The sequence below is a fragment of the Ruegeria sp. G10 genome (assembly GCF_056533645.1).
The window spans coordinates 11,791-35,040 of sequence record NZ_JBQFOQ010000012.1 but is presented as its reverse complement, the minus strand read 5'-3'; the positions used below and the strand labels follow the sequence as shown (position 1 = coordinate 35,040).

The 23,250-nt window shown below is 60.0% G+C and carries 29 protein-coding genes; 14 read left to right on the top strand and 15 right to left on the bottom strand.

Features of this window, described 5'->3' with window-relative positions:
- Positions 1-3 precede the first annotated feature (3 nt).
- On the top strand, positions 4-279 hold the full coding sequence (locus tag ACR0KM_RS17580; RefSeq protein WP_480823001.1) for a DUF1467 family protein: 276 nt from the start codon (positions 4-6) through the stop codon (positions 277-279).
- Between the two features lie 3 nt (positions 280-282).
- Here ACR0KM_RS17580 and ACR0KM_RS17575 read toward each other — a convergent pair whose 3' ends face one another.
- The 3 genes from ACR0KM_RS17575 to ACR0KM_RS17565 all read right to left on the bottom strand — a co-directional run bounded on the left by ACR0KM_RS17575 (position 283) and on the right by ACR0KM_RS17565 (position 1,942).
- The gene (locus ACR0KM_RS17575) at positions 283-981 is read right to left on the bottom strand and encodes an EI24 domain-containing protein (protein ID WP_480860849.1); all 699 of its coding nucleotides are present in this window, start codon (positions 979-981) and stop codon (positions 283-285) included.
- On the bottom strand, positions 978-1,556 hold the full coding sequence (locus ACR0KM_RS17570) for a nitroreductase family protein (RefSeq protein WP_480860846.1): 579 nt from the start codon (positions 1,554-1,556) through the stop codon (positions 978-980). The genes ACR0KM_RS17575 and ACR0KM_RS17570 overlap by 4 nt, the downstream gene beginning before the upstream one ends.
- 137 nt (positions 1,557-1,693) lie before the next feature.
- Complete coding sequence (locus ACR0KM_RS17565; protein WP_480822995.1) at positions 1,694-1,942, bottom strand: hypothetical protein; 249 nt, start codon at positions 1,940-1,942, stop codon at positions 1,694-1,696.
- A 120-nt stretch (positions 1,943-2,062) separates the two neighbouring features.
- Between ACR0KM_RS17565 and ACR0KM_RS17560 the strand changes: the two genes are divergently transcribed.
- The 5 genes from ACR0KM_RS17560 (at position 2,063) to ACR0KM_RS17540 (ending at position 3,987) form a co-directional block, all read left to right on the top strand.
- Positions 2,063-2,764, top strand: a complete 702-nt coding sequence (locus ACR0KM_RS17560; protein ID WP_480860843.1) for a M48 family metalloprotease — start codon at positions 2,063-2,065, stop codon at positions 2,762-2,764.
- Positions 2,764-3,126: a YigZ family protein gene (locus tag ACR0KM_RS17555; protein WP_480860959.1), complete on the top strand. Its 363-nt coding sequence runs from the start codon at positions 2,764-2,766 to the stop codon at positions 3,124-3,126. The genes ACR0KM_RS17560 and ACR0KM_RS17555 overlap by 1 nt, the downstream gene beginning before the upstream one ends.
- Positions 3,127-3,194: 68 nt before the next feature.
- Entirely contained in the window at positions 3,195-3,446 is a 252-nt protein-coding gene (locus ACR0KM_RS17550) for a DUF6455 family protein (RefSeq protein ID WP_480822989.1), read from the top strand.
- Positions 3,447-3,460: 14 nt separating this feature from the next.
- Complete coding sequence (locus ACR0KM_RS17545) at positions 3,461-3,721, top strand: DUF6455 family protein (RefSeq protein WP_480822987.1); 261 nt, start codon at positions 3,461-3,463, stop codon at positions 3,719-3,721.
- A gap of 8 nt (positions 3,722-3,729) precedes the next feature.
- Positions 3,730-3,987, top strand: coding sequence for a DUF6455 family protein (locus tag ACR0KM_RS17540; protein WP_480860840.1), 258 nt, complete (start codon positions 3,730-3,732; stop codon positions 3,985-3,987).
- Positions 3,988-3,992: 5 nt separating this feature from the next.
- On the opposite strand, the gene ACR0KM_RS17535 is transcribed toward ACR0KM_RS17540, so the two are convergent.
- A complete protein-coding gene (locus ACR0KM_RS17535) occupies positions 3,993-4,235 on the bottom strand; it encodes a CDGSH iron-sulfur domain-containing protein (protein ID WP_480822983.1) in 243 nt (80 codons plus the stop codon).
- 213 nt (positions 4,236-4,448) lie between these two features.
- Here ACR0KM_RS17535 and ACR0KM_RS17530 point away from each other — a divergent pair, with 213 nt between their 5' ends.
- Together ACR0KM_RS17530 and ACR0KM_RS17525 are read left to right on the top strand one after the other, a co-directional pair.
- Positions 4,449-4,637, top strand: a complete 189-nt coding sequence (locus ACR0KM_RS17530) for a hypothetical protein (protein ID WP_480822981.1) — start codon at positions 4,449-4,451, stop codon at positions 4,635-4,637.
- A 131-nt stretch (positions 4,638-4,768) separates the two neighbouring features.
- A complete protein-coding gene (locus tag ACR0KM_RS17525) occupies positions 4,769-5,125 on the top strand; it encodes a diacylglycerol kinase (protein ID WP_480860838.1) in 357 nt (118 codons plus the stop codon).
- Positions 5,126-5,129: 4 nt separating this feature from the next.
- Here ACR0KM_RS17525 and rimO read toward each other — a convergent pair whose 3' ends face one another.
- Positions 5,130-6,527: a 30S ribosomal protein S12 methylthiotransferase RimO gene (gene rimO, locus ACR0KM_RS17520; protein WP_480860834.1), complete on the bottom strand. Its 1,398-nt coding sequence runs from the start codon at positions 6,525-6,527 to the stop codon at positions 5,130-5,132.
- A 93-nt stretch (positions 6,528-6,620) separates the two neighbouring features.
- On the opposite strand from rimO, the gene ACR0KM_RS17515 reads away from it, so the two are divergent.
- On the top strand, positions 6,621-8,549 hold the full coding sequence (locus tag ACR0KM_RS17515; RefSeq protein WP_480860830.1) for an AsmA family protein: 1,929 nt from the start codon (positions 6,621-6,623) through the stop codon (positions 8,547-8,549).
- 27 nt (positions 8,550-8,576) lie between these two features.
- Here ACR0KM_RS17515 and ACR0KM_RS17510 read toward each other — a convergent pair whose 3' ends face one another.
- From ACR0KM_RS17510 to ACR0KM_RS17495, 4 genes are read right to left on the bottom strand one after another with little or no spacing between them, the layout of a single operon-like run.
- Complete coding sequence (locus ACR0KM_RS17510; protein WP_480860828.1) at positions 8,577-10,073, bottom strand: phosphomannomutase/phosphoglucomutase; 1,497 nt, start codon at positions 10,071-10,073, stop codon at positions 8,577-8,579.
- A 15-nt stretch (positions 10,074-10,088) separates the two neighbouring features.
- Positions 10,089-10,922: a 3-deoxy-8-phosphooctulonate synthase gene (gene kdsA / locus ACR0KM_RS17505; protein ID WP_480860826.1), complete on the bottom strand. Its 834-nt coding sequence runs from the start codon at positions 10,920-10,922 to the stop codon at positions 10,089-10,091.
- A 6-nt stretch (positions 10,923-10,928) separates the two neighbouring features.
- Positions 10,929-12,500 (bottom strand): KpsE/RkpR family capsule polysaccharide export protein, encoded by a 1,572-nt coding sequence (locus tag ACR0KM_RS17500; protein WP_480860822.1) that lies wholly within the window; start codon positions 12,498-12,500, stop codon positions 10,929-10,931.
- On the bottom strand, positions 12,478-13,137 hold the full coding sequence (locus ACR0KM_RS17495; RefSeq protein ID WP_480860820.1) for an ABC transporter ATP-binding protein: 660 nt from the start codon (positions 13,135-13,137) through the stop codon (positions 12,478-12,480). The genes ACR0KM_RS17500 and ACR0KM_RS17495 overlap by 23 nt, the downstream gene beginning before the upstream one ends.
- A gap of 209 nt (positions 13,138-13,346) precedes the next feature.
- On the opposite strand from ACR0KM_RS17495, the gene ACR0KM_RS17490 reads away from it, so the two are divergent.
- Positions 13,347-13,934, top strand: a complete 588-nt coding sequence (locus tag ACR0KM_RS17490) for a uracil-DNA glycosylase family protein (RefSeq protein ID WP_480860818.1) — start codon at positions 13,347-13,349, stop codon at positions 13,932-13,934.
- Positions 13,927-14,715 carry an SseB family protein gene (locus tag ACR0KM_RS17485; protein WP_480860817.1) on the top strand — a complete coding sequence of 263 codons (789 nt, stop codon included), beginning with the start codon at positions 13,927-13,929 and terminating at the stop codon, positions 14,713-14,715. Before ACR0KM_RS17490 ends, ACR0KM_RS17485 begins: the two co-directional genes overlap by 8 nt.
- A gap of 12 nt (positions 14,716-14,727) precedes the next feature.
- On the opposite strand, the gene yghU is transcribed toward ACR0KM_RS17485, so the two are convergent.
- Positions 14,728-15,603 (bottom strand): glutathione-dependent disulfide-bond oxidoreductase, encoded by an 876-nt coding sequence (yghU, locus tag ACR0KM_RS17480; protein WP_480860815.1) that lies wholly within the window; start codon positions 15,601-15,603, stop codon positions 14,728-14,730.
- Positions 15,604-15,848: 245 nt separating this feature from the next.
- On the opposite strand from yghU, the gene ACR0KM_RS17475 reads away from it, so the two are divergent.
- Complete coding sequence (locus ACR0KM_RS17475; RefSeq protein WP_480860813.1) at positions 15,849-16,367, top strand: YHS domain-containing (seleno)protein; 519 nt, start codon at positions 15,849-15,851, stop codon at positions 16,365-16,367.
- Between the two features lie 63 nt (positions 16,368-16,430).
- On the opposite strand, the gene ACR0KM_RS17470 is transcribed toward ACR0KM_RS17475, so the two are convergent.
- The gene (locus ACR0KM_RS17470) at positions 16,431-17,084 is read right to left on the bottom strand and encodes a J domain-containing protein (protein ID WP_480860810.1); all 654 of its coding nucleotides are present in this window, start codon (positions 17,082-17,084) and stop codon (positions 16,431-16,433) included.
- Between the two features lie 172 nt (positions 17,085-17,256).
- Entirely contained in the window at positions 17,257-18,123 is an 867-nt protein-coding gene (metF, locus tag ACR0KM_RS17465; protein ID WP_480823130.1) for a methylenetetrahydrofolate reductase [NAD(P)H], read from the bottom strand.
- 95 nt (positions 18,124-18,218) lie between these two features.
- Between metF and ACR0KM_RS17460 the strand changes: the two genes are divergently transcribed.
- Positions 18,219-19,124: a LysR family transcriptional regulator gene (locus ACR0KM_RS17460; RefSeq protein WP_480822955.1), complete on the top strand. Its 906-nt coding sequence runs from the start codon at positions 18,219-18,221 to the stop codon at positions 19,122-19,124.
- Positions 19,125-19,219: 95 nt separating this feature from the next.
- On the top strand, positions 19,220-20,005 hold the full coding sequence (locus ACR0KM_RS17455) for an inositol monophosphatase family protein (protein ID WP_480860805.1): 786 nt from the start codon (positions 19,220-19,222) through the stop codon (positions 20,003-20,005).
- Positions 20,006-20,062: 57 nt separating this feature from the next.
- Here the strand turns inward: ACR0KM_RS17455 and bhcD are convergent, their stop codons facing one another.
- From bhcD to bhcB, 3 genes are all read right to left on the bottom strand, one after another.
- Entirely contained in the window at positions 20,063-21,028 is a 966-nt protein-coding gene (gene bhcD, locus ACR0KM_RS17450; RefSeq protein WP_480860801.1) for an iminosuccinate reductase BhcD, read from the bottom strand.
- Between the two features lie 73 nt (positions 21,029-21,101).
- The gene (gene bhcC / locus ACR0KM_RS17445; RefSeq protein WP_480860799.1) at positions 21,102-22,265 is read right to left on the bottom strand and encodes a 3-hydroxy-D-aspartate aldolase BhcC; all 1,164 of its coding nucleotides are present in this window, start codon (positions 22,263-22,265) and stop codon (positions 21,102-21,104) included.
- An 11-nt stretch (positions 22,266-22,276) separates the two neighbouring features.
- Positions 22,277-23,248: a beta-hydroxyaspartate dehydratase BhcB gene (bhcB, locus tag ACR0KM_RS17440; protein WP_480860797.1), complete on the bottom strand. Its 972-nt coding sequence runs from the start codon at positions 23,246-23,248 to the stop codon at positions 22,277-22,279.
- Positions 23,249-23,250: the final 2 nt, after the last annotated feature.

The following is a 23,250-nucleotide window of genomic DNA, read 5'->3' as shown; positions in this document are numbered from 1 at the left end:
CCGATGACGATCACCGCCGCGCTGGTTCTGTTCGCTGTCATCTGGTTTTTGACCCTGCTGGTCGTGTTGCCGGTCCGGATCAAGACGCAGGGTGATCTGGGCGATATCGTTCCGGGCACCCATGCGGGTGCGCCGGAAGTGCATCACATGAAGAAAAAGCTCTGGATTACCACCGGGATCACGGTGATCTTGTGGGCGATTATCGCCGGGATCATCATCTCGGGCCTGATCTCGGTACGCGATTTTGACTGGCTGAACCAGTTGGAGCCGCGCGAATAGCGCCTAGGCCCGCGTACCGGACAGCCCGTGATAGATATGGGTGAAGGTCGCGGCCCCAAGGATCGGGATCAGCAGGTTCACCAGCGGCACCGACAAGGGAATGGCCATCATGATACCTGCGGCCCAGATGGTCGTCGCGTGTTTGGCCCGCAGCTTTTTCGCGCCGTCGCGCCCCAACCGGCGCATCGCGGCGAGGGTGAAGTATTCTCGACCCAGCAGAAACCCGTTCATGCCCCAGAAAATGAACAAGGCGAAGGGCGTGAAGAACGCGTACAGGATCAGCGCCAGCAGGTTCGCCACGATCAACACACCGAGAAAACTGAGCGTATCGCGCAACGCGTCGCCGAAGGGAATGCGCTGGGCGGGGGGCAGGCCGGGATAGTGCTTGTCCTCAACGGCTTGGGCCACCTCGTCGAGAAACATCGACGTAATGGCCGATGCGACGGGCACCATCAGAAAAACCGAAAGCACCATCATCAGCAGGAACGACGACACGCTGAGCAGGTCGTTCAGCCACGTCACCTCACCCAGGATCGGCAGGGTGGCCTGTTCGCCCGCCAAGGCGTTGATCAGCCACAAGAACCCGGCGTAGGCGGCAACCAGCAGCGCAAAGGTCAGGCCGACACCCAGCAGCAGCACGCGGCGGAATCTGGGATCTCCGATCTGGCCAAGCGCCAGCAGGAAGGATTGAACGATGATCATTCCGAGACCCACTGAGTCAGCGCCTCGACATCGGGGCGCGGGCGTTCGGGCGGGACCGAGCCTTCGGTCGCGATGTGGATGAACCCGGCGATCCGCTCGTTATCGGCCAACCCCAAGGCGGCCTCGCCGAAAGCATGATCATGGGATTGCCACCCCGACAACCAGTTCGCGCCCCATCCGGCCGCCAAGGCTGCGTTCAGCAGGGCCAGACAGACCGCACCGGCAGAGTAGGTCTGCTCGATCGCAGGCACTTTTTCAGAAGGTTTCTGCACCTCGATGACCGCAACCGCGAGATGCCCCATATCAAATTGGCTGCGCGCCTTGGCGATCTCTTCTTCTGTTTTGCCCAAAGACTGACCGCAGCTTTCCGTCAATCGGGCCAAACGCGGCATGGCCTCCTTTTCGATGACCACAAAGCGCCACGGCTCAAGCTTGCCATGATCCGGGCTACGCGCAGCGGCGGTGAGCAGCGGCAACAGCTGGTCCCGTGTGGGGGCCGGGGCCACCAGCGACTTGGCCGGGCGCGACCGGCGCGCGTGCAGAAAATCAAGCGCAGCTTGGTTCTTCAGGGACATATGTTAAAATCCTTCACATGGGCAGTCTGTATGTCGGAGGTACGCCATCCTCTTTCAAGGGCAACCTGCCCCTGAAAGGGCGGTAAATTCAATTGGAAATACCTGTGGCGATGGGCCGTCCGGCCCGAAAGCAGCAGCTATTGCTGGCCGGGGTCCGTCTCGCGAATCTGGTAAACCCCTTCGGGCAGGTCCAGCGCGGCGGCCAGATCACGTACCTGTTCGGGTGACAAGGTGATCTTTTGAATCTGATCGGTCCGGGGGTCCAGTTGCTCGATCGTGACGCATTCGGCGAAGCTGTTGATCACAATATCTTCCTGCAAAGGCTTGGGGCCTTCATCCACCAGCGTAATGACCGTCGAGTCGAATTCGTGCTCTATTGAAAACATATGCGCAGAGTGCCGATCACGAGGCAGTAATGCAACCCGGCACAGGTGCAATCTGCTGTGGTCCCGCCGCGCCAGGCGCGCTATGCTCACCAACGGTCAGAATGACTTAGAGGATCCCGGATGCGCCGTCTTGCCCTTACGCTGGTTTTATTTCTGGCTGCATGCGGTTCGCAGTCGGTGGTCGCCGTTCCGGCTGAAGACTGGCGGCCGGGCGCATCGGGGCAGAAAGCCAGTGTGCGCAGCTTTGAACAGGTGGGGCGCGATGTTGCGTCAGCCGCTGGAAAAGAGTGTCGCCGCCAATCGTCAACGGCGAACTGCGACTTTGTGGTTCTGGTCGATCTCAATCCGCGGGCGCCGGCGAATGCCTTCCAGACACTTGACGATGATGGTCGCCCGTTGATCATCTTTACGCAACCGATGATCCGCTCGGCTCAGAATGCCGATGAGATTGCCTTTGTCATGAGCCATGAGGCAGCGCATCATATTCTGGATCACATCGCGCGTCAGGCCGCCAATGCTAAGGAAAGCGCACGTATCTTCGGTGATCTGGCGCGCCAGCGCGGGGCGAATGCGGCAGGTATCGAACGTGCGCAAAAGCTCGGCGCTCAGGTCGGGGTTCAGAACTATACGCAGCAATTCGAACTTGAGGCGGATCAGCTGGGCACGGTGATTACGCATGCGGCAGGGTATGATCCGCTGGTCGGCATGGCCTTTTTCCAGCGTATTCCGGACCCGGGTGATCGATTTCTGGCGACGCACCCGCCGAATGCCCAACGGGTTGAAGCTGTGCTGACGACAGCACGCCGACTGGGCTTGCAATGATGATGGAACTGACACAGCTGGGCGTGGTGCTGAGCGACCGCGGGTCGAAATACGCCGTGACAGGGGCACGGGCGACCAGCCGGGCCGAGGTGGATGCGGTTTTGGCTGATCTGAAGACTGACAAAGCATATGCAAAAGCCACCCTCAACACCTGGGCTGCAATCCTGCCAACAGGGGCGTTGAAGGCCGATGATGGCGAATCCGGCGCGGCGATGGTGATTTTGCGAATGATGGAACGAGCCGGGCTTTCCGATCATGTCATCATCGTAACCCGTTGGTATGGCGGCAAGAAACTGGGCGGAGACCGGTTTCGCAGGGTGCAGGATGCCACCCGCGCCTATCTGGATCATTTGGGCCTTTGACCTGAGTCAAGGCGCCCGTGGCCCGATTGTATAGCCTTTCCCCAAGCGTGACAGGGAAAGGAAAGCGCATGTCGTATCGCGAAACGCTCAAGCGCCATGCCGGTCTTGTGGACGAAATGGCCACAACGCTGGGCGTAGATCTGCAACAGGCCGCTATTGATGGCGCGTTGCCAGTCGATGATATAGCCGAGGCCGTGCTGCGTTGCACGGAATGTCCAAACCCAGGTCATTGCGAGTCGTTTCTTGCGGAAACGCAGGTTGCATCGCGCACACCGGAATACTGCCGAAACCAAGAGCTTTTGAAGCGATTGATGCCTTAACTTCGGGGGGCCGCATGACTCAGCTTGGTCAGGTGATGACGCATCTCAGGCTGGTGCTGCGCATGGCACGCACCACTGGCACCGACGTGGTTGCAGCGCATCGAGACGGATACCTGAGCCAGCAGGATTGGGCCGAGATGATCCAGCAATGCCGAGGTTGCGAATGGGCGCGCGCCTGTCCTGACTGGATGAATGACAATCAAACTGCAGACCACGCGCCTTGCACTTGCCCCAACCGGGACCGGTTCGCCGCGCTAAAAACCCGAGATGGATAGGTGATCAAATGCCACGGACCTCACTGGGTGAAATCGATACGCACTTCTGGCTGACGCGCTCGGTGGCGCGCTGCATGGGGGTGTCCCTGACCGAAGCTATAGCCGAAGGCAAGCTGACGCCCGACGAATACGCACGGATCGTAACGCGGTGTCGCGCGTCTGATTGTAGTCAGAAATGTCAGGCCTGGCTTGCCGAGCAACAGGAGCGTGCCGAAGAGGCACCTGCATTCTGCGCCAACGCAAAGTCGCTGAACGACCTGCGGTAAGGGCGTTAAAGCTTGGAATGCGATCCGTCGCAAAGCGGTGGTTTCGCGCTGTGTTTGCAACCGCAGAAGAACAGTTTCTTGTCGCCCTCAGCCGTGTATTTCATGGGTTCCAAACCGGTGTCTTTATGAGAGCCATCACAGAATGGCTGGCGCTGAGATCTGCCGCAGGTGCACCAGAAATAGGTCTTGCCCGCATTCACCTCGACCGCGTACGGCCCTTTTTGGGCAATGATTGGTGCATCTGACATTTGGCTTCTCCGTGATTTGCTGATGTCTTCACCTCAGTTTAGGACGCTCTGACAAAAAGGACAGAGCGCCACAGCCGACCGGTGGGACAGCGCAGTTTCGCCTCATTCACAATTATGTGATCAAGTCAGTTGCCAGAGCAACCTGTTGGTCTTATTCTGAGAGTGGCCTGAAAAATCGGGCAATATCAGAAAAGTAATAGAGGATTGACGGACATGAAACTGAAATTTGCTGCCATCTGTGCCACCGCATTCGTGCTGACTGCGTGTTCGCAGCAAGAAGAGCCGACCCCGGTATTCATCCAGCCCGACTATGACAAGTTCGGCACTCCCAGCTGCGCGGCAGGCTACGAACTTGCCACAACCGAAGCGGGGCAGACCGTCTGCAATCCAGTCACGCAATAAGATGCTGTCAGGCGGTCTCGCCCGGGGCCGCCTGAAGTCGCATCATCAGAACCGCCCTTGGGGGCGGTTTTTTCTTGCCTTTTGCCTTCCTCTGCTGAATCTGTGATCACTCATGTCGATCGGACAGACCTATGCGCAATTTCTTCAACCGCCTGAACGACCGCACCCGCTGGAGCTGGCAGGGCCTGCGCGCGACGTGGCGCGATGAGTACTCCTTTCGAAGTTGGGGCTGGGCCAATCTGATCTCATTGGCGTTTGCTTTTCTGCTACCCCTGAATGCGGCGGATCGGGCGCTGATCCTGATCATGGGCGTCCTGGTTCTGGTTGCTGAGCTGTTCAATACCGCCATCGAACGTGCGGTCGATCACACCTCGACTGACCAGAACCCGTTGGCCGGGCAAGCCAAGGATGCTGCCAGTGCTGCGGTTGCGCTGACGGCTATCGCTGCAGGTGTTGCGTGGGTGTTTGCGCTGGTTGGGTTGCTCTGAGCGCTCAGGTCGTGGGCAGTAGACGCCCCCACAGGTCGTATTCCCCGGCCTCATCCACCTCGACCCGGACGATGTCGCCGGGTTTCAGACCCTCGAACCCTTCGTCAATGAACAGGTTCCCGTCGATCTCGGGCGCGTCGGATTTGGTGCGGCAGGTTGCGGCCTCGTCATCGACCTTATCCACGATCACGTCCAGCGTCTGACCGACCTTGGCGGCCAGCTTCGCCTCGGAGATCGCCTGCGCCTTTTCCATGAAACGATCCCAACGCTCTTGCTTGACTTCGGCGGGGACGTGATCGGGCAGGTCGTTTGAGCGCGCCCCATCGACGTTTTCGTACTGGAAACAGCCGACGCGATCCAATTGCGCCTCGTCCATCCAGTCGAGCAAGGTCTGGAATTCGGCCTCTGTCTCGCCGGGATAGCCCACGATGAAGGTCGACCGCAGGGTGATATCGGGGCAGGTTGCGCGCCATGCCGCGATCTCGTCCAGCGTTTTGGCCCCAGCCGCCGGGCGCGCCATGCGTTTCAGCACATCCGGGTGGGCGTGCTGGAACGGGATGTCGAGATAAGGCAGAACATTGCAGCCCGCATCCGCCATAAGCGGGATCAACTCGCGCACATGAGGGTAGGGGTAGACATAGTGCAGCCGCACCCAGGCATCGAACTGGCCCAGCTCGCGCGCCAGATCGGTGATGTGGCTGCGCACCTCACGGTCTTTCCACGGGTTCACATCGTATTTGCGATCCAGCCCATAGGCTGAGGTGTCCTGCGAGATCACCAGCAATTCGCGCACGCCATTATCCACCAGTTTCTCTGCCTCGCGCAGCACCGCATGAGCCGGACGGCTGGCCAGCTTGCCGCGCATGTCGGGGATGATGCAGAACTTGCACTTGTGGTTACAGCCCTCGGAAATCTTGAGATAGCTGTAGTGGCGCGGGGTCAGTTTCACGCCCGAGGCGGGCAGCAGATCGACATATGGGTTGGGATCGGGCGGCACGGCGGCATGGACGGCGTCCAGCACCTGTTCGTACTGGTGCGGCCCGGTGACCGCCAGAATGCGCGGGTGATGTTCGCGGATATAGTCAGGCTCGGCCCCCAGACATCCCGTCACGATGACCTTGCCGTTTTCGACCAGCGCCTCACCAATGGCCTCAAGCGATTCCGCCTTGGCGCTGTCGAGAAACCCGCAAGTGTTCACAATCACGGCATCGGCCCCGGCATAATCGGGTGAAATGCCGTATCCTTCGGCGCGCAGCCGGGTCAGAATACGCTCACTGTCGACCAGCGCCTTGGGACATCCCAAAGACACCATCCCAAGGGTGGGCTGGCCGCGACGGGCCGTGTCGGTGATCTGGGCCGAAGGGGCCAGATCAGGGCGGAGGTTGGGCGGGTTCGTACTCATGGCCGGGCATATAGAGGGGAAAGCTTTCGCTTGCAAATATTGTCCGTGCAGGGCTGACTTGGACCAGAGCAGATAAGCCGGAAAGGCAGACCCATGAAGTGGCTCATTCGTATTGTTTTTCTTCTGGTTGCGGCCTTCGGGCTGGTGATTGGCGCGTTGCTGCTGATGCCGGGTGACAAACTGGCGACCATTCTGGCGGAACAGGTCAAGGCGCAGACAGGCCGCGACCTGACCCTGTCAGGTGATGTGCGGCTGTCCTTCTGGCCGGTTCTGGGCATGGAGACGGGGCCCGTCACCTTCGGCAACGCCCCCTGGGCCGGGTCCGAGCCAATGCTGAGCGCCCAAAGCCTGGCGGTAGGGGTCGATGCCGCGGCCCTGATGTCCGGCGACATCCGCATCAAGCGAGTGTTGGCCGATCGCCCTGTTCTGCGGCTCGAACGCACAGACGGGCGCGGAAACTGGGAGTTGCACCAGCCCGGAAACTCGGAGGTCTCTGGTGCATCGGCGCAAGCGGTCGAGAGCCGTCCCATCACGCTGGAACGGCTGGAACTGACCGGTGCCCGGCTGATTTACCTTGAAAACGGGGCGGTCAGCATGGACTTCGCCAATGTCGATCTGTCCGCCCGCTGGCCAGATATCACCGACCCGATGGAGCTGCAGGCTCGCATGCCAGTGCCCGGAGGGGCTGTGGAGGTTGACCTGACAATCCCCGATCTACCTGCCTTTTCCAGCGGGGTGGTGACACCGCTGGACTTGAGCCTGACGGCGCCGGGCGGGGATGTTCAGTTCTCGGGTCGGGTGAATTTGGCTGGAGAAATGGATGGCAAGACCACGGTAACGGCACGCGACACCCACAAGATGCTGGCCGCCTTCGGGCAAGGCGGTGTGCAGGTCCCTGAGGGGCTGGGACAGGTGGCCTCGGTCTCGGGGCAGATGACCTATACCAGCGACGGCCGGATTTCACTGCGCGATATGGTGGCTGTTCTGGACAGCAACCGATTGCAGGGCGAGGCGGACATTCAAATCGCCAACCCGCCCAAGGTGACGGCGCGCCTTGACGCCGGCGATCTCGATTTGTCGCAAGTCGGCGGAGCGGATACCTCGGACGGAGGGGCGGCTTCAGATGGCTGGTCGAAACAGTCCATTGATGCCTCATTTCTGGGGCTGGCCGATGGCAGTATCCGCCTGCAGGCCAATTCAATCGCGGTGCCCGGCATGCGTTTTGGCAAAAGTGACCTGACACTCAGCATTGATCGGTCGCGCGCCGTGCTCAAGATGCACCCGGCCTCGCTGTTTGACGGGCACCTGAACGGTCAGGTCGTTGCAAACAACCGCAATGGGCTGTCGGTCGGCGGCAATCTGAAAGCCGACAATATCGACATCAATGAGGCGCTGACCACTTTGGGCGATATCAAGCGCTTGTCCGGCACCGGCTCGGGCACGCTGGAGTTTCTAGGTGTCGGGCAGACCGAGGATCAGATCATGCGTTCGCTCAGCGGGAAAGGCGGGCTTGAGGTCGGTAAGGGCGTGATCTCGGGGCTTGATCTCGACCGGCTGATGGGGCGGGGGAAAGGCGCGGGTGGGACGACCGTGTTCAACAGCCTGACGGCCAGTTTCACGATGGAAAACGGCGATCTGAGGAATAACGACCTGCTGATGCAGTTGGACAATTTCCGCGCCGATGGGGCGGGCCGCGTGGGGCTGGGCGCGCGCGACATTGACTACCTGTTCACACCCGTCGCATTGCGGGCCAACTCCGGTCAGGGCATCTCGGTCCCGGTGCGGATCGTGGGGCCATGGAGCGATCCGTCGATCAAGCCTGACCTCACCAAAGTCATCGAGGCGGCGGCAGAGGGTAAGCTCAAGGACCTTGAAGATGACGCCAAGGGCAAGGTTCTGAAAAAGGTGGGTGACGAGCTGGATACGACCATCACCGACACGGAACAGGTCGAGGATGCGCTGAAGAAGAAGCTCGAGGACGAGGCCAAGAAAGGTCTTCTGAAACTGCTCGGCGGAGATTGATCGGGGACGCATCACGTCCCCGGATCATCAAATCGTCTGATCGTAGTCGCCTACGCCGGGTTCGGTGCGGATCACCGCATCGATATCGGCAAAGATCGCGCGCATCTCGGCTTCGCTCTCGCTGCTTTCGCAGACCACGACAAGGTTCGGGGTGTTGGACGACGCGCGCACCAGCCCCCAGCTGCCATTGTCCAGAATAACCCGCGCGCCGTTGACGGTGACGACCTCTTTGATCGCGCGGCCCGCGAGGGTTTCTCCCGCGTCGGCCTTGGCGACCAGCTTGTCAACCAGCCGCTGCAGGATGTCGTATTTCTCGGTATCGGCGGCATAGGGCGACATGGTGGGGGTCGACCAGGTCTTGGGCAGCGCCTTGCGCAGGTCCGACATGCTCTGATCCGGGTTGCGATCCATCAGCTTGCAGATTTCCACCGCCACACGCATACCGCAGTCATATCCGCGTCCGACCGGTTCGGCCAAGAAGTAGTGACCGGATTTCTCGAACCCAGCCAGCGCGCCAATTTCCTTGACCCGGCGCTTCATATGGCTGTGGCCGGTCTTCCAGTAATCGGCCTTGACCCCACGTGCCTTCAACTCGGGGTCGCTCGCAAAAAGGCCGGTGGATTTCACATCGGCCACGAAGGTCGCGTTCGGATACAGTTTGGCCAGATCGCGCGCCATGATGACGCCAACCTTATCGGCAAAAATCTCCTCGCCTTCATCATCCACGACGCCGCAGCGATCACCGTCACCGTCGAACCCCAGCGCCAGATCGGCGCCGCTGGCTTTGACCGTGTCGGCCATGTCGTGCAGCATCTCCATGGCTTCTGGGTTCGGGTTGTAGTTGGGGAAGGTATAGTCCAGCTGCGTATGGCTGGGCACGACCTCAACGCCGATACGTTCAAAGATTTCTGGTGCAAAGGCGGCGGCGGTGCCGTTGCCGGTGGCGCAAACGACCTTGAGCGGGCGGGACATTTTGAAGTCGCCGACCAGATCGTCGATATAAGCCTCCTTGACGCCATCTACAAACTCGTAAGAGCCACCCGGGCGGGCGACCCCTTCACCGTTCAGGACGATATCGCGCAGTTCCGACATCTCATCCGGGCCGTGGGTCAGCGGGCGGTCAAAGCCCATCTTCACGCCGGTCCAGCCGTTCGGGTTGTGGCTGGCGGTGACCATCGCGACTGCAGGAACGTCCAGATGGAACTGCGCGAAATAGGCCATTGGGCTCAGCGCCGGGCCGATATCCTTGACCTGAATACCCGCCTGCATCAGCCCCACGATCAGCGCGTTTTTGATCGACAGCGAATAGTCGCGATAGTCGTTACCAACCGCGATCACCGGTTCGATCCCGCGTTTGTGCATCTGGGTGCCCAGACCCAGACCAAGGGCAGTCATGCCCGGCAGGTTGATCTCATCCGGGTATTTCCAGCGCGCGTCGTATTCGCGGAAGCCGGTGGGCTTGATCATCGGGTCGCGCAGAAAGCTCCAGGTGTTTTGGGTCACCTCGGCAAGGGGTTTGGTCATTACAAATCTCAATCGTTAAATCTGAATCGGGTTATCTTTGGCGAGCGCATCAAAGCGCATCAATGTGTCAATCAGATGGCCCATTTGATCCAGCGGGATCATGTTGGGGCCGTCCGAGGGCGCGGTGTCGGGGTCCTGATGCGTTTCGATGAATAGCGCACCAACACCAAGCGAGACCGCCGCCCGCGCCATGACCGGTGCAAACTCCCGCTGTCCGCCAGAGGATCCGCCCTGACCGCCCGGTTGCTGCACCGAATGGGTGGCGTCCATGACCACCGGATACCCCGTTTTGGCCATCTGCGGCAGCGAGCGCATATCGGCAACCAAAGTGTTGTAGCCAAAGGATGTTCCGCGCTCGGTCAGCAGGATATTCTGATTGCCGGTGCTTTCGATCTTGGTGACGATGTTGGGCATCTCCCAGGGGGCCAGAAACTGACCCTTCTTCACGTTCACAGCCTTGCCGGTATTGCCTGCCGCCAGCAGCATATCCGTCTGTCGGCACAGAAACGCCGGGATTTGCAGGATGTCGACAGACTCGGCCGCAATCGCGCACTGAGCTTCGGTATGAACGTCTGTCAGAACCGGGATGCCCATCGTCTTGCGAATATCGCCGAGAACCTGCAGCCCGGCATCAATACCCATGCCGCGCTTGCCCGATAGCGAGGTGCGGTTGGCCTTGTCATAGGACGCCTTGAATACGTACTGCGCGCCTGCGGCGTCGCAAGCCTCTTTCATGATGCCTGCGATCATCTGGGCGTGATCGGCGGATTCAAGTTGGCAGGGGCCGGCGATAATCGTCAGCGGAAGATCGTTGCCAACCGTCAGGTCGGCGATTTTTACATGTTTCATGAGTCTTTACGAGGATACCTGTTCACGAAGGACCGACGCGGTAAGCGAGATCATCAGGTAGATACCAGCAAATAACAGGAAAGCCAAAATCGTATTTTCGAACTTGCGCGGGTAGCTGGGTTCCTGACTGGGCACCGGGTTCACGGAAACGGTCAGATAGCGCACCTTGCGGTTGGCCTCGGTCCGGGTGGATTCCATTTGCTGCATCGCGGTTTGCAGCATCATGTCCCGCGCCGCCAGATCGGCCTGCGCCATCTGAATTCGTACGCTCAACCGTGCTAGCGAGTTTTCGCCTGCGGAAACATCCAGCATCTCGGCATTCAGTTCCTCCAGAACCACTTCGAGCCGCGCGATATCTGCACGGGTGCCGTCCACCTTGGCCTGATTGGGGCGCAGGTTATCCAGCAGGGCGGCAAGTTGCAGTTCTTTATCCTGCAGCTCGACTTCGACCTGATCGATGCGCCCGCGCAGGCTGGCGATGACACTTTGCGGATCCAGAATAGCGCCCTGCAATTGCAACTCGATCAAGTCCTCTTGCGCCTGCCGGCGGGCATCTTGCGCAGCGTCGAAACTGGCGACAGCATCACGCATCTGGTCTTCGCGTTTCTTTTCCGAAAGGGCATTGACCCTGTCTTCGGCATAAGAAATCAAGCTCTCGGAAAACTGGGTTGCGGTCGCGGCGTCGGGGGCCACAACCTCCATGCGGATCACACCTTCGGTTGGATCGTATCCGATTGTGATCATACGCTTGAATGTCTTGTAAGCCTCTTCAAGCGTTGCGTCAGGGGAAAGCCGCTGGATCGGGTCTATCGACTCCTGTTTGAACACATCGGTAAAGCCCGCGTCGCGATCAAGCAGGATCAGAGCCTCTTTTGATTCCAGAAACGACTGAACCGAGATCGAATCCTGCGTCGTGGCAAATTGCGTACCGGCCAACAACCCTCCGATGCTGCCGGGGCCGCCATCGGCCTGAAGGATCAGAAATTCGGAATCGCTGGCATACATAGGGGTCGCGATGCGGTAGAAATAGGTGCCAACGATCAAGGTCGGCAGCAGGACAAATGCAGCCAGCCTTGCGAACAGCATCATAAGCTTGCGACGGCGACGGCGCGCGATGTCTTTCTGAATCTGACCGATCTCGTATTCGCGCCGCTGCGTGGGGCTCAGCTCGGGGCCGGGCAGATTTGTCTGACCTTCTTTTGCGGTCTGCGGCAGGTGGATTTTGATATTGTCCTGCGCTTCGTTTTGCGCAGGATCTACTGCGGCCAAGTCCAGCAGGTTGGCCCGCTGAAACGGGTCGATCCCCTTCAGGCGCAGCAGACGCACCGCATCGTAGTCCGAAGTCGCCGCCAGGCCGTTTTTCTGTGCCAAACGCCGCGCCACACGCAATTGGCGACCGGTGAGCCCTTCGCGCTTGATCGCGTCCAGTTCGGTACCCGGCTGGGCATCATTTGCAGCCTGCGGTGTCTGAGTCGCCTCGCGAATGCGCGCCATGGCATTGGCGCGCGCCTCGGCAGTGCCCTCACCGCTTGGTGTGCGGTCGGGATTGTACTTTCTAGCCTTGGGCTTCGTAGTCATAAAGCTGCTTCGCCTCTTCCAAGGTTTCAAACATATACAGCTGGCCATCCAGCAGCACCGCCGCTTGCCGCGCGAATTTCTCAAGAACCGAAGGGTTGTGCGAGACGATCACAAGAGTTGTGGTGCGCAGGCGTTCCTGCAAAATGGCACCGGCTTTCCTGTTGAATTCGACGTCTGTTGTCGAGGGCATCCCTTCGTCAATCAGGTACATATCGAAATCCAGCGCCAGCATCAGCGCAAAGGTGAATCGCGCCCGCATGCCGCTGGAGTAGGTGCCAAGAGGCTGGTTGAAGTACTCACCCAGATTGCAAAGCCAGCTGCAATAGGCTTCGACATAGTCGGGATCCATGCCGTAGATCTTGGCGATGTAGCGCGCATTCTCAAGCGCCGACAGCCGCTTGGCCACGCCGCCGGTGAAACCCATCGGAAACGACACCCGGCAATCACGCCGAATCACACCTTCGTCAGGCTTTTCCAGTCCGGCCATCATGTTGATCAGCGTGGTTTTACCGGTTCCGTTCGGTGCCAGCACGCCCAGTGATGTACCAAGTTCCACCCGGAACGATACCTGATCCAGAATCACCTTGCGGCGGGTTCCGGTCCAGAAGGACTTGCTGACATTGTCAAATTCCAGCATGCGCGGCCTGTAGATCGCTCGGGTTCTTGTCGGTTTGAGGGCGTTGGTGCTACCGATCCATGTTGGCCACATTATGTCGAAATATGAAACAAATGATCAATGCGTATCCAGGCTCATGACGACGAAGTGTTGCAGCGCGCACCTTTATCGGTATGGGCGCGGGGTGCCGCTGCCTTGACCCGGTGAAATTTGCAGCGCCAGATGACTGCATGACTTCACTGATCGACGATATCCGCGCCTGCCGTATTTGCGCAGATAAGTTTGCACAGACTGAAACCGCGCACCAGCCGCGGCCGGTGGCATGGTTCCGCCCTGGTGCCCGCATTTTGATCGCAGGGCAGGCCCCCGGCGCGCGGGTGCACGAGTCCGGCAAACCGTTCACCGATCCGTCGGGTGATCGCCTGCGCGATTGGCTGGGGGTAGACGAGGCCGCCTTCTATGACCGAGACCGGGTGTCGATCGTGCCGATGGCGTTCTGTTTTCCCGGCTACAACGCCCGCAAGGCGGATTTGCCGCCACCGCCGATTTGCGGGAAGACATGGCATGCTAAGGTGATGGCCGAGCTTGGGGACGTGCCGCTGACGGTGCTGGTGGGCGGTCATGCGCATAAATACCATCTTGGGGTCAGGACACCGGTAACCGAGACTGTCAGTCGGTGGCGGGACCATGCGCCGCGGGTCTTTGCCTTGCCTCATCCGTCGTGGCGCAATACGGCTTGGCTGAAGAAGAACCCGTGGTTCGAGGCCGACCTGCTGCCGGTCCTGCGCGCCCGGGTGCAAGAGGTGATGAATGGCTGAAACAACGGCGTTGGACGCCGCCCATGCCGCGATGGAGGCATCCCCGCAGGACGATGCCGCGCGGTTGCGGTTCTTCGAACGGCTTGCCGATAGTGAGCTGTTCCTGATGCTGACCGAGGAGGCGCGCGACGAGAATATCTCGCCCGAGTTATTCGATGTTGCCGATGGGCGTTTTGTGCTGGCGTTTGACCTCGAGGAGCGGCTTGCGCGGTTTGCAGGCCGTCCGGTGCCGTATGTGGCGCTCTCGGGCCGGGTTCTTTCGTCGATGCTGGCGGGACAAGGGATCGGGCTGGGGCTGAACCTTGAGGCCGCGCCATCCTCGATGCTGATCCCGGCCGAGGCGCTGGCGTGGCTGGCCGATACGCTTCAGCACGGTCCCGAGGAAGTTCAGCAACAGCTGGCCGAATTCACGCCGCCTGCGGGCCTGCCCGACGTCCTGCTGACCGCGTTAGACGCTAAACTGGCAACCGCTGCAGGGCTCGCCGCTGCGGCGTTTCTGGTGGGGACCAGAACGCAGGATGGCGGTCAGGGCCATCTGCTGGGCTTTGTCGCCGCTGTCGAGGGCGCGCAATCCGCACTGGCCCGTGCGGTGTCCGAGGCTATGACCTTCTCAGGCATCGAAGCCGGGGCGCTGGATGTGGGGTTCTTCGCGCCGGATGATCCTGCTGCCGCCGCGCTGGCGAAGGTCGGGCTGCGGTTCGATCTGCCGCAACCACAGGCCCCGCAAGTGGAAAGGGCCGCTCCGGGTTCTGATCCCGAACGGCCCCCCATTCTGAAATAGTCGGCGAAGCCCTTAATCCGCCGGAGCTAGCTTGTCCTGCGTGCGGGTCTCGAAATCGCTGGCATCGTGGCGCTCGTGCAGCTGCGTGTGCGGCTCACCAAAGGCGCGGTTGACCATACGGCCGCGCTGAACCGCCGGGCGGGCGTCGATCTCTTTGGCCCAACGCATGACGTTTTCATAGCTTTCGACGTCAAGGAACTCTGCCGCGTCATAGAGACGGCCCAGAACCAACTGCCCATACCACGGCCAGATTGCCATATCGGCAATGGTATAGTCGGGGCCGACGATATAGGGCTTCTCGGCCAGCTCCAGATCCAGCACATGCAACTGGCGTTTCGCCTCCATGGCGAAGCGGTCAATCGGGTATTGCCACTTTTCGGGCGCATACGCATAGAAATGGCCAAAGCCGCCGCCCAGATAGGGCGCGCTGCCCATCTGCCAGAACAGCCAGTTCATGGTCTCGGTACGTTCCGGTCCGCTTGCGGGCAGGAACGCGCCGAATTTCTCGGCCAGATGGAACAGGATCGAGGCGCTTTCGAACACGCGGATCGGGGTCTCGCCCGACCGATCCCACAGAGCAGGGATTTTCGAGTTCGGATTGGCCCCCACAAATCCCGAGCTGAACTGGTCGCCTTCACCGATATTGATCAGCCAGGCGTTATACTCGGCCCCCTCGTGGCCCAACGCCAGCAGCTCTTCTAGCATCACGGTGACCTTGACGCCGTTAGGCGTGGCCAGCGAATACAACTGCATCGGGTGCTTGCCGACCGGCAGGTCCTTGTCATGGGTAGCCCCGGCGATGGGGCGGTTGATATTGGCAAAGCGACCGCCGCTTTCGCTGTCCCATGTCCAAACCTTCGGAGGGGTATAGGTGGATTGTTCGCTCATCTCATGCCTTTCCTTCAGAACCGGCCCCCAAGGCCGCTGCACCCACAGCTAATATTGCAGAACCCAAAGTCCAACCCCGGTCCGGCTGCGAACTTTGTAACATTCGGCACGGATTGGCTCACGAATCACGTTCTGATGTCACAGCGGCGCGAGGTGGTCTTCGCACCGATCGAAAACCCCCTATTGTCTGAGCAGACCCATCAAGCCGGGTTCGCTGAAACCGTAAGGATATGAGGACCAATCATATGAAACGCTTTGCGCTGAGTCTCGCCGCAACATTGGCCTTTGCTGTACCCGCTTTTGCAGGGGATCAGTATGTTGATGGCACCGGATTCGCCGTCTCAGGATATGACGTCGTTGCCTATCGCAGCCTGGATCAGGTGCCTGTTGGCCAATCGCAACCCGAGGCCGTGCGTGGCCGGGCGGATATCACCGCCGAATACAATGGCGCAACCTGGGCGTTCGCCAGCGAAGAAAACCGTGACAGATTCCTTGAAAACCCGGCCTACTACGCCCCCCAATATGACGGGCACTGCGCTTATGGTGTTTCGAAAGGCGGCAAAGTTCCGGCCAACCCGCACCTGTGGCGGATTGTCGACGACAAGCTGTACCTGAACATCACCGATGTTGTCGTTGGTTTCTTCGAAGAGGACATTCCCGGCAACATTAATCTGGCCGAAGGCAACTGGCCGGGTATCGAACCTGCTGCGGCTTCGACCAGCGTGATCCCGAAATTTACCTCGGAAGGCCCGATCTCGAACTGATCACCCCCTCGGACCTGAAGCAAGAAGCCCGGCCGCAAAGGCCGGGCTTTTTGTTTGCTTGCACTATCCGGCCAGTTCGTAGGTGTCGCGCATGTCCTGATCCGCTTCAAAGCGGATTCTAACGCTTTTTGCGCCTGGAAACTTACGCTCGCGGATCGGGTCGGGGATGACGATTTCGCCCGAGCCCGAGCTTTTGGACTGGAAGGTCAAAATCTCTGTCTCGGCCTTCCGGCAACTGGCCAGAACCGAGGTCGGCAGCGCAACCCGGTTGGCCCCTTCGCAGACCGATGAGGCCACGAAATAGGTCAGGTCGCGGCCAAAGCGTCCGATCGCCTCGGGCACATGGTCTGACGATCTGTCTTTGCGCATTTCGCCCTTGTCGTTCGTGAAATCCGTCAGCGCGTGCTCGGGGTTCAAAAGATCGCGGCAAGCCTCGATCTGATCCGGGCCCAGCTCGATCACGCGCTTTTTCAGGCGCGGTCGGCGCGGCATTGATGACCCCTGGGCCCCATGACGGGTCAGCCCCTCTTTGCGCAGGTAATCATAGGCCGCCTTGGCCTGCGAAAACCCGCCATAATCCCCGCCAGTATGATCGGGGTGGTCGTGGAAGGCGACTCTGCGCCAGGCCTCTCGAATTTCGTCCGCACTGGCGTTTTGGGCAAGACCCAGAACCTGCAACGCGTCGGTCCGAGCCTTGATCTTGCTCACTGGCTCCATACTCACAATACTCGTTAAAACTACACTGGGCCCAGAGTGCCAATGGTCACTTTTTTGTCAAATTTTACCGGGTATTAGGCAGGGCATACTCAACAGTTAGCGGGCGCGTGTTTCGATTGTCGCCGATATGGTGTTCTGCCCGCCATGTACGGCGGGCCGATCCGTCATTGCCTCAGGCCACGTTTTGCAAGTCGGCGCGCGGCGTGATGCCCAATGCAAAGCAAACATCGCGGGTCAGTTCGGGACGGTTGAGCGTATAGAAATGCAGCTTGTCCACGCCGCCCTCGATCAGGTCCGAGCACAGCTCGGTGCAGAGCGCGGTGGCCAATAGGTCTTCGCGATCATCGCGCAGGGCCTTGTCAAAGGCCTGCTCGACCCATGCCGGGATGCGCGTCCCGCAGCGCTGGGCAAAGCGGCGCGCCCCTTTCCAGTTCTCGATTGGCAGGATGCCGGGCACGATCGGCTTGTCGATGCCCGCCTTTTCGCAGGCATCGCGGAAGCGGAAGAAGGTTTCAGCCTCGAAGAAGAACTGGGTCAGCGCCTCGTCCGCGCCAGCATCCAGCTTGGCCTTCAACCAGTCCACATCCGTGCGCGCGCATTGCGCCTCGGGGTGGATATCCGGATATGCACCGACGCGGATGTTGAATTTCCCGGTTTCGGCCAGTGCTGAAATCAACTCGACAGAGTTCGCAAACCCGTCCGGATGCGGAACAAATCGATCCTGCCCTTTCGGCGGGTCCCCCCGCAGCGCCACGATATCGCGCACCCCTGCCGCCGCGAAGGCGTCGGCGATGGCCAGTGTCTCGTCCCGTGTGGCGTCGACGCAGGTGAGGTGCGCCGCCACCGGCAGGCCCGAGGATTTGTGCAGCGTCGCGACCGCATCACGCGTCAACTCGCGCGTTGTGCCGCCCGCACCATAGGTAACCGAGACAAATCGCGGCTCGAGCGGGGCCAGTGTTTGTACGGTGTCCCACAGGCGGAACGAAGCCTCCAAAGATTGGGGCGGAAAGAACTCGAATGAAATCTCGGGCTGGGTCATGGCGGCCTCTGTATCTGTCATTTCCGCTCTTGTGCCATTTGATGCATTGTGAGACAAACTCATATTATTCAAGAACAACATGAGTTGCATGAGATATGCATATCGAATTCCGGCATCTGCGCACGATCAAAGCCATCCACGAATGCGGCGGGCTGGCGCGGGCCGCCGATCAGCTGAACATCACGCAATCCGCGCTGAGCCATCAGATCAAGGGGTTAGAGGATCAGGCCGGGGTCGAACTGTTCCTGCGCCGGTCGAAGCCGATGAAGCTGTCGGCGGCGGGCCTGCGCCTGTTGCGGCTGGCAGAACAAATCCTGCCGCAGGTCGAGGCGATGCAGCAAGAATTCTCATCCCTGCGCGACGGACGCACGGGCCGGATGCATATCGCCATAGAATGCCATGCCTGCTTCGAGTGGCTGTTTCCGGTACTCGAATCGTTTCGCAAGTCATGGCCGGACGTCGACGTGGATATCCGCCCCGGTCTGGCTTTTGATGCATTGCCAGCCTTGCAAAAGGAAGAGGTCGATCTGGTTGTCTCATCCGATCCCGAGGACCTGCCCGGCGTCGAGTTTGTAGAGCTTTTTGACTATAACGCGGTGTTCGTCGCCGCCTCGTCCCATCCCTTGGCCGAAAAACCCTATATCGAGGCCGAGGATTTCCGGGGCCAGACCCTGATCACCTATCCGGTCGAACGCACCCGGCTGGATGTGTTCAGCCAGTTGCTGATCCCAGCGCGGGTTGAACCCGCCGCAATCCGGCAGGTCGAGCTGACGGCGGTGATCCTGCTGCTGGTCGCCTCGAACCGGGGGATTTCCGTGCTCCCCGACTGGGTGGTGCGCGAGGTGAAGTACAATTCCGACTATGTTACCCGCCCGCTAACCAAGGACGGGATCACCCGCAGGCTTTATGCTGCGGTGCGTACAGAGGACCTTGAAAAACCCTTTGTTCAGGAACTGGTAAAGCTGGCCCGCACAGAGGCACGCGCGCTGCAATCACAGTAGCGTCCGGCGCAGGGCAGCCATGCGCATCATTCCTCTTGGCAAGGCTGCATTGCATCAGTATACGCGCGGTTTGACCGGACAGGAGCCTATGGACAATGGTTGGCAGTGCAAATCTCAACATCATGATCAAAGCCGCGCGCAAGGCGGGGCGGTCTCTGGTCAAGGATTTTCGTGAAGTCGAGAACCTGCAGGTGTCGATGAAAGGCGCGGGCGACTTTGTTTCGAAGGCAGACATCGCTGCCGAAGCGATCCTGAAAGAGGAACTGCTGGGCGCGCGTCCGACCTATGGCTGGCTGGCTGAAGAGGGTGGCACGATCGATGGCGAAGACCCGACCCGCCGCTGGATTGTCGACCCGCTGGACGGCACCACGAACTTTCTGCACGGGCTGCCGCACTGGGCTGTTTCGATCGCACTGGAACACAAAGGCAAGATCGTTGCCGGTGTGATTTATGATGCCGCCAAGGACGAAATGTTCTTTGCCGAAAAGGGCGAGGGCGCGTGGATGAACGATATGCGCATCCGTGTCTCAGGCCGTCACCGCATGATCGAATCCATTTTCTCGACCGGCCTGCCATTCGGTGGCCGCTCGGACCTGCCTGCGACCCTGCAGGATCTGGCGCGCTTGATGCCCGCCTGCGCCGGAGTGCGTCGCTGGGGCGCTGCGGCACTGGACATGGCCTATGTGGCCGCTGGCCGTTACGAAGGCTTTTGGGAGCGTCGGCTGAACGCATGGGATGTCGCCGCCGGCATCATCATCGTGAAAGAGGCCGGTGGATTTGTTCAGGCCCTGAACCCCGAAGGCAGCGTGCTTGACGATGGCGAAGTGATCTGTGCCAACGAGCCAATCTTTGACACTTTTGCCAAAGTGATCCGGGGCTGACCCGCAACCCCGGTCTGTTGATCGCAGCGCGCGTCCGGTTCGGGCGCGCGTTTTGGTTTAGAAGTCGACCTCGATCGCGATCCCCTGTCGAACCGCCAAATTGACCACTGCGCTGGCCACGGCAAGATCCTGCAACCCGACGCCAGTGCCATCGAAGACCGTGACCTCATGGTCGGAGATGCGTCCGGGATGGGTGCCGTTGATGACCTCTCCGATCTGGCGGATATCGCTTTCCGCTTTGGTTCCGATGGCGACTGCATGCTGGCTTTCGCCCAAGGTCACCGCCTGCGCGACCTCGTCGGTGAATACACTGGCACGGGCGATCAGATCGGTTGCGACTTCATGCTTGCCGACCGTATCAGTGCCCATGCAGGCGATGTGGGTGCCGTCCGAGACATGCGCGGACATCAGTGTTGGCGCAAAGGACGAGGTGATGGTGATAATCACATCCGCCTGCGCCATGCCGGGCAGGTCGACCGCCTCAAACGGCAGCCCTGCCTCTGTCGCGACCTTTTCGATATTGGGCAGCATCTCGGGGTGCAGGTTCCAGCCGATGACTTTTTCAAACGCGCGCTGTTCCAATGCGGCGCGCAGTTGGAAGGTGGCCTGATGCCCTGCGCCCACCATCCCGATCACCTTGGCATCCTTACGCGCCAGATGGTTGATCGACACTGACGAAGCCGCCGCCGTTCGCAGCGCGGTCAGCAGGTTGCCGCCCACGATGGCGCGGACACGGCCTGTGTCGGGGTCGAACAGAAACACGGTGGATTGGTGATTGATCAGCCCGTTTGTCTCAAGATTATTGGGCCAGTATCCTCCGGCCTTGAGGCCGAGACTCATACTCGCACGGTCAAACCCACCTTTGAATCCATAGAGCGCATCCGCGTGGCCAATCGCCTCGCGCACAACCGGGAAGTTGTAGGCGTCGCCTGCGGCCATGGCGGCAAACACCTGTTCAACCGCAGCATAGCTTTCCTTGCGACCCAACAGCGCGCCGATTTCCTTTTTAGGAACGATGATCATCGCATGTGTCTTTCTTTCAGATTGAACAAGAGAAGGGCTGCTCAGAGCGCACGCTCTGACACTCGTTTATGGATCAATAGGCCTTGCCACGCGCGGATACCGGCCAAAGGGTTTCGACCTTGCCGTTTCGCACACCCACATACCAGTCATGGACATTGCAGGTCGGGTCGCAGTGCCCGGGCACCAGCCGCAGCTTGTCGTTGACCTTCAGCACGCCCTGCGGGTCACCGATCACGCCATGCTCGTCTGAGCATTTCAGGTATTCCACATCATCGCGCCCATAGATGAAGGGCAGGCCGCTATCGACCGACTGCGCCTTCAGGCCCGCATCGCAAATCGCCTTGTCGGCCTTGGCGTGGCTCATCACACTGGTGAGGATGAACAGCGCGTTTTCCCATTCGCCCTGATCGATCCGCTTGCCATCCTTGTCGAGGATGCGCCCGTAATCAGCGTCCATGAACGCGTAAGAGCCGCACTGCAACTCGTTGTATACGCCTGAATTGCTTTCGAAATAGTACGAACCGGTTCCGCCGCCCGAGATCAGCTCACATTCGATCCCTTCGGCTTTCAGTCCGTCAACGGCATCTTTGACCATGGCGATTGCGGTATCCAGTTTGTCCTTCCGCGCTTCATAGGTATCCAGATGCTGCATCGCGCCCTGGTAGGCCTGAATTCCAGTGAATTTCAGGTTTGGGGCCGCTTCAACGGCCTTGGCGATCTCGACCACGGCGGGGGTAGTCGTCACCCCGCAGCGGCCCGCGCCGCAGTCGATCTCGACAAAAACCTCAAGCTCGGTGCCGTGTTTGACCGTAGCGGCAGACAAATCTGGCACGTTTTGCACGTCGTCGACGCAAACAATCGTGCGGGTTCCCAGCTTGGGCAGTCGCGCCAGACGGTCGATCTTGACCGGGTCGCGCACCTGGTTTGAGACCAGAACATCCTTGATGCCGCCGCGTGCGAATACTTCGGCTTCGGAAACCTTCTGGCAGCAGACACCAACCGCACCGCCGAGGCGTTCCTGAAGTTTCGCGACATCCACGGATTTATGCATCTTGCCATGCACCCGGTGGCGCATCCCATGCGCCTTGGCATAGTCGCCCATCTTCTGGATGTTGCGTTCCAGTGCGTCCAGATCGAGGATCAGGCACGGGGTCTGGATCTCGGATTCATCCATGCCAATCGCGGCGGGGATGTCATAGCCAACTTCGAGTTGATCGATATTCATAGGTTTGTTCATCGTGTTTTTCCTTACCCGTTCAGCCAGGGCAGCTTGTCCAGATCCACATTGCCGCCGGTGATGATCACGCCAACGCGCTTGCCGCGGAAGACCTCCGGGTTCTTGAGGATTGTCGCCAGCGGCACCGCCGAGGACGGCTCCATCACCACTCGCAGGTATTTCCAGGTCAGTTTCATCGCGTCGATGATCTCAGCATCCGAGGCGGTGAAGATGTCGGTTACGTTGTTCGAGACAAAGTGCCAGGTGTTTTCCTTGAGTGGCACCAGCAGCCCGTCGGCGATTGTTTTGGGTGCGTCATCGGCAATGATATGACCCGCTTTGAAAGACCGATACGCATCGTCGGCCTGCTCGGGCTCGGCCGCGTAGATTGCCGTGCCGGGCGCTAGATTCGAGACCGTCAGACAGGTGCCCGAAACCATCCCACCACCGCCGATAGGCGCGATGACGGCGTCGACGCCACCCGTTTGTTCCAACATCTCAGCCGAGCAGGTGGCCTGACCGGCGATGACGCGCGGGTCGTTGTAAGGGTGCACGAACGCGCCGCCCGTCCGCGCCTGCACTTCGGCAAAGGTTGCCTCGCGGGACGAGGTTGAAGGCTTGCATTCGGTAATTGTCCCACCATAGCGGCGCACGGCGTCTTTCTTGGCCTGCGGTGCAGTGCGCGGCATGACGACGTTGCAGGGGATGCCCCGCCGTCCGGCCGCATAAGACAGCGACAGCGCGTGGTTGCCGCTGGAATGGGTGCAGACGCCCTTGGCGGCCATCTTATCGCTCAGGCCAAATACAGCGTTGCAGGCACCGCGTACCTTGAAGGCACCTGCCTCCTGAAAATTCTCGCATTTGAAGAACAACTGGGCACCGGTCAGCTCGTTCAGATAATCCGAGGTCATGATGGCCGTGCGGCGGATATGCGGCTTGATCCGTTCATGCGCGGTACGCATGTCGTCGATGGTCAGGTCTGCCGCTGGTATGTGATCCAACATCC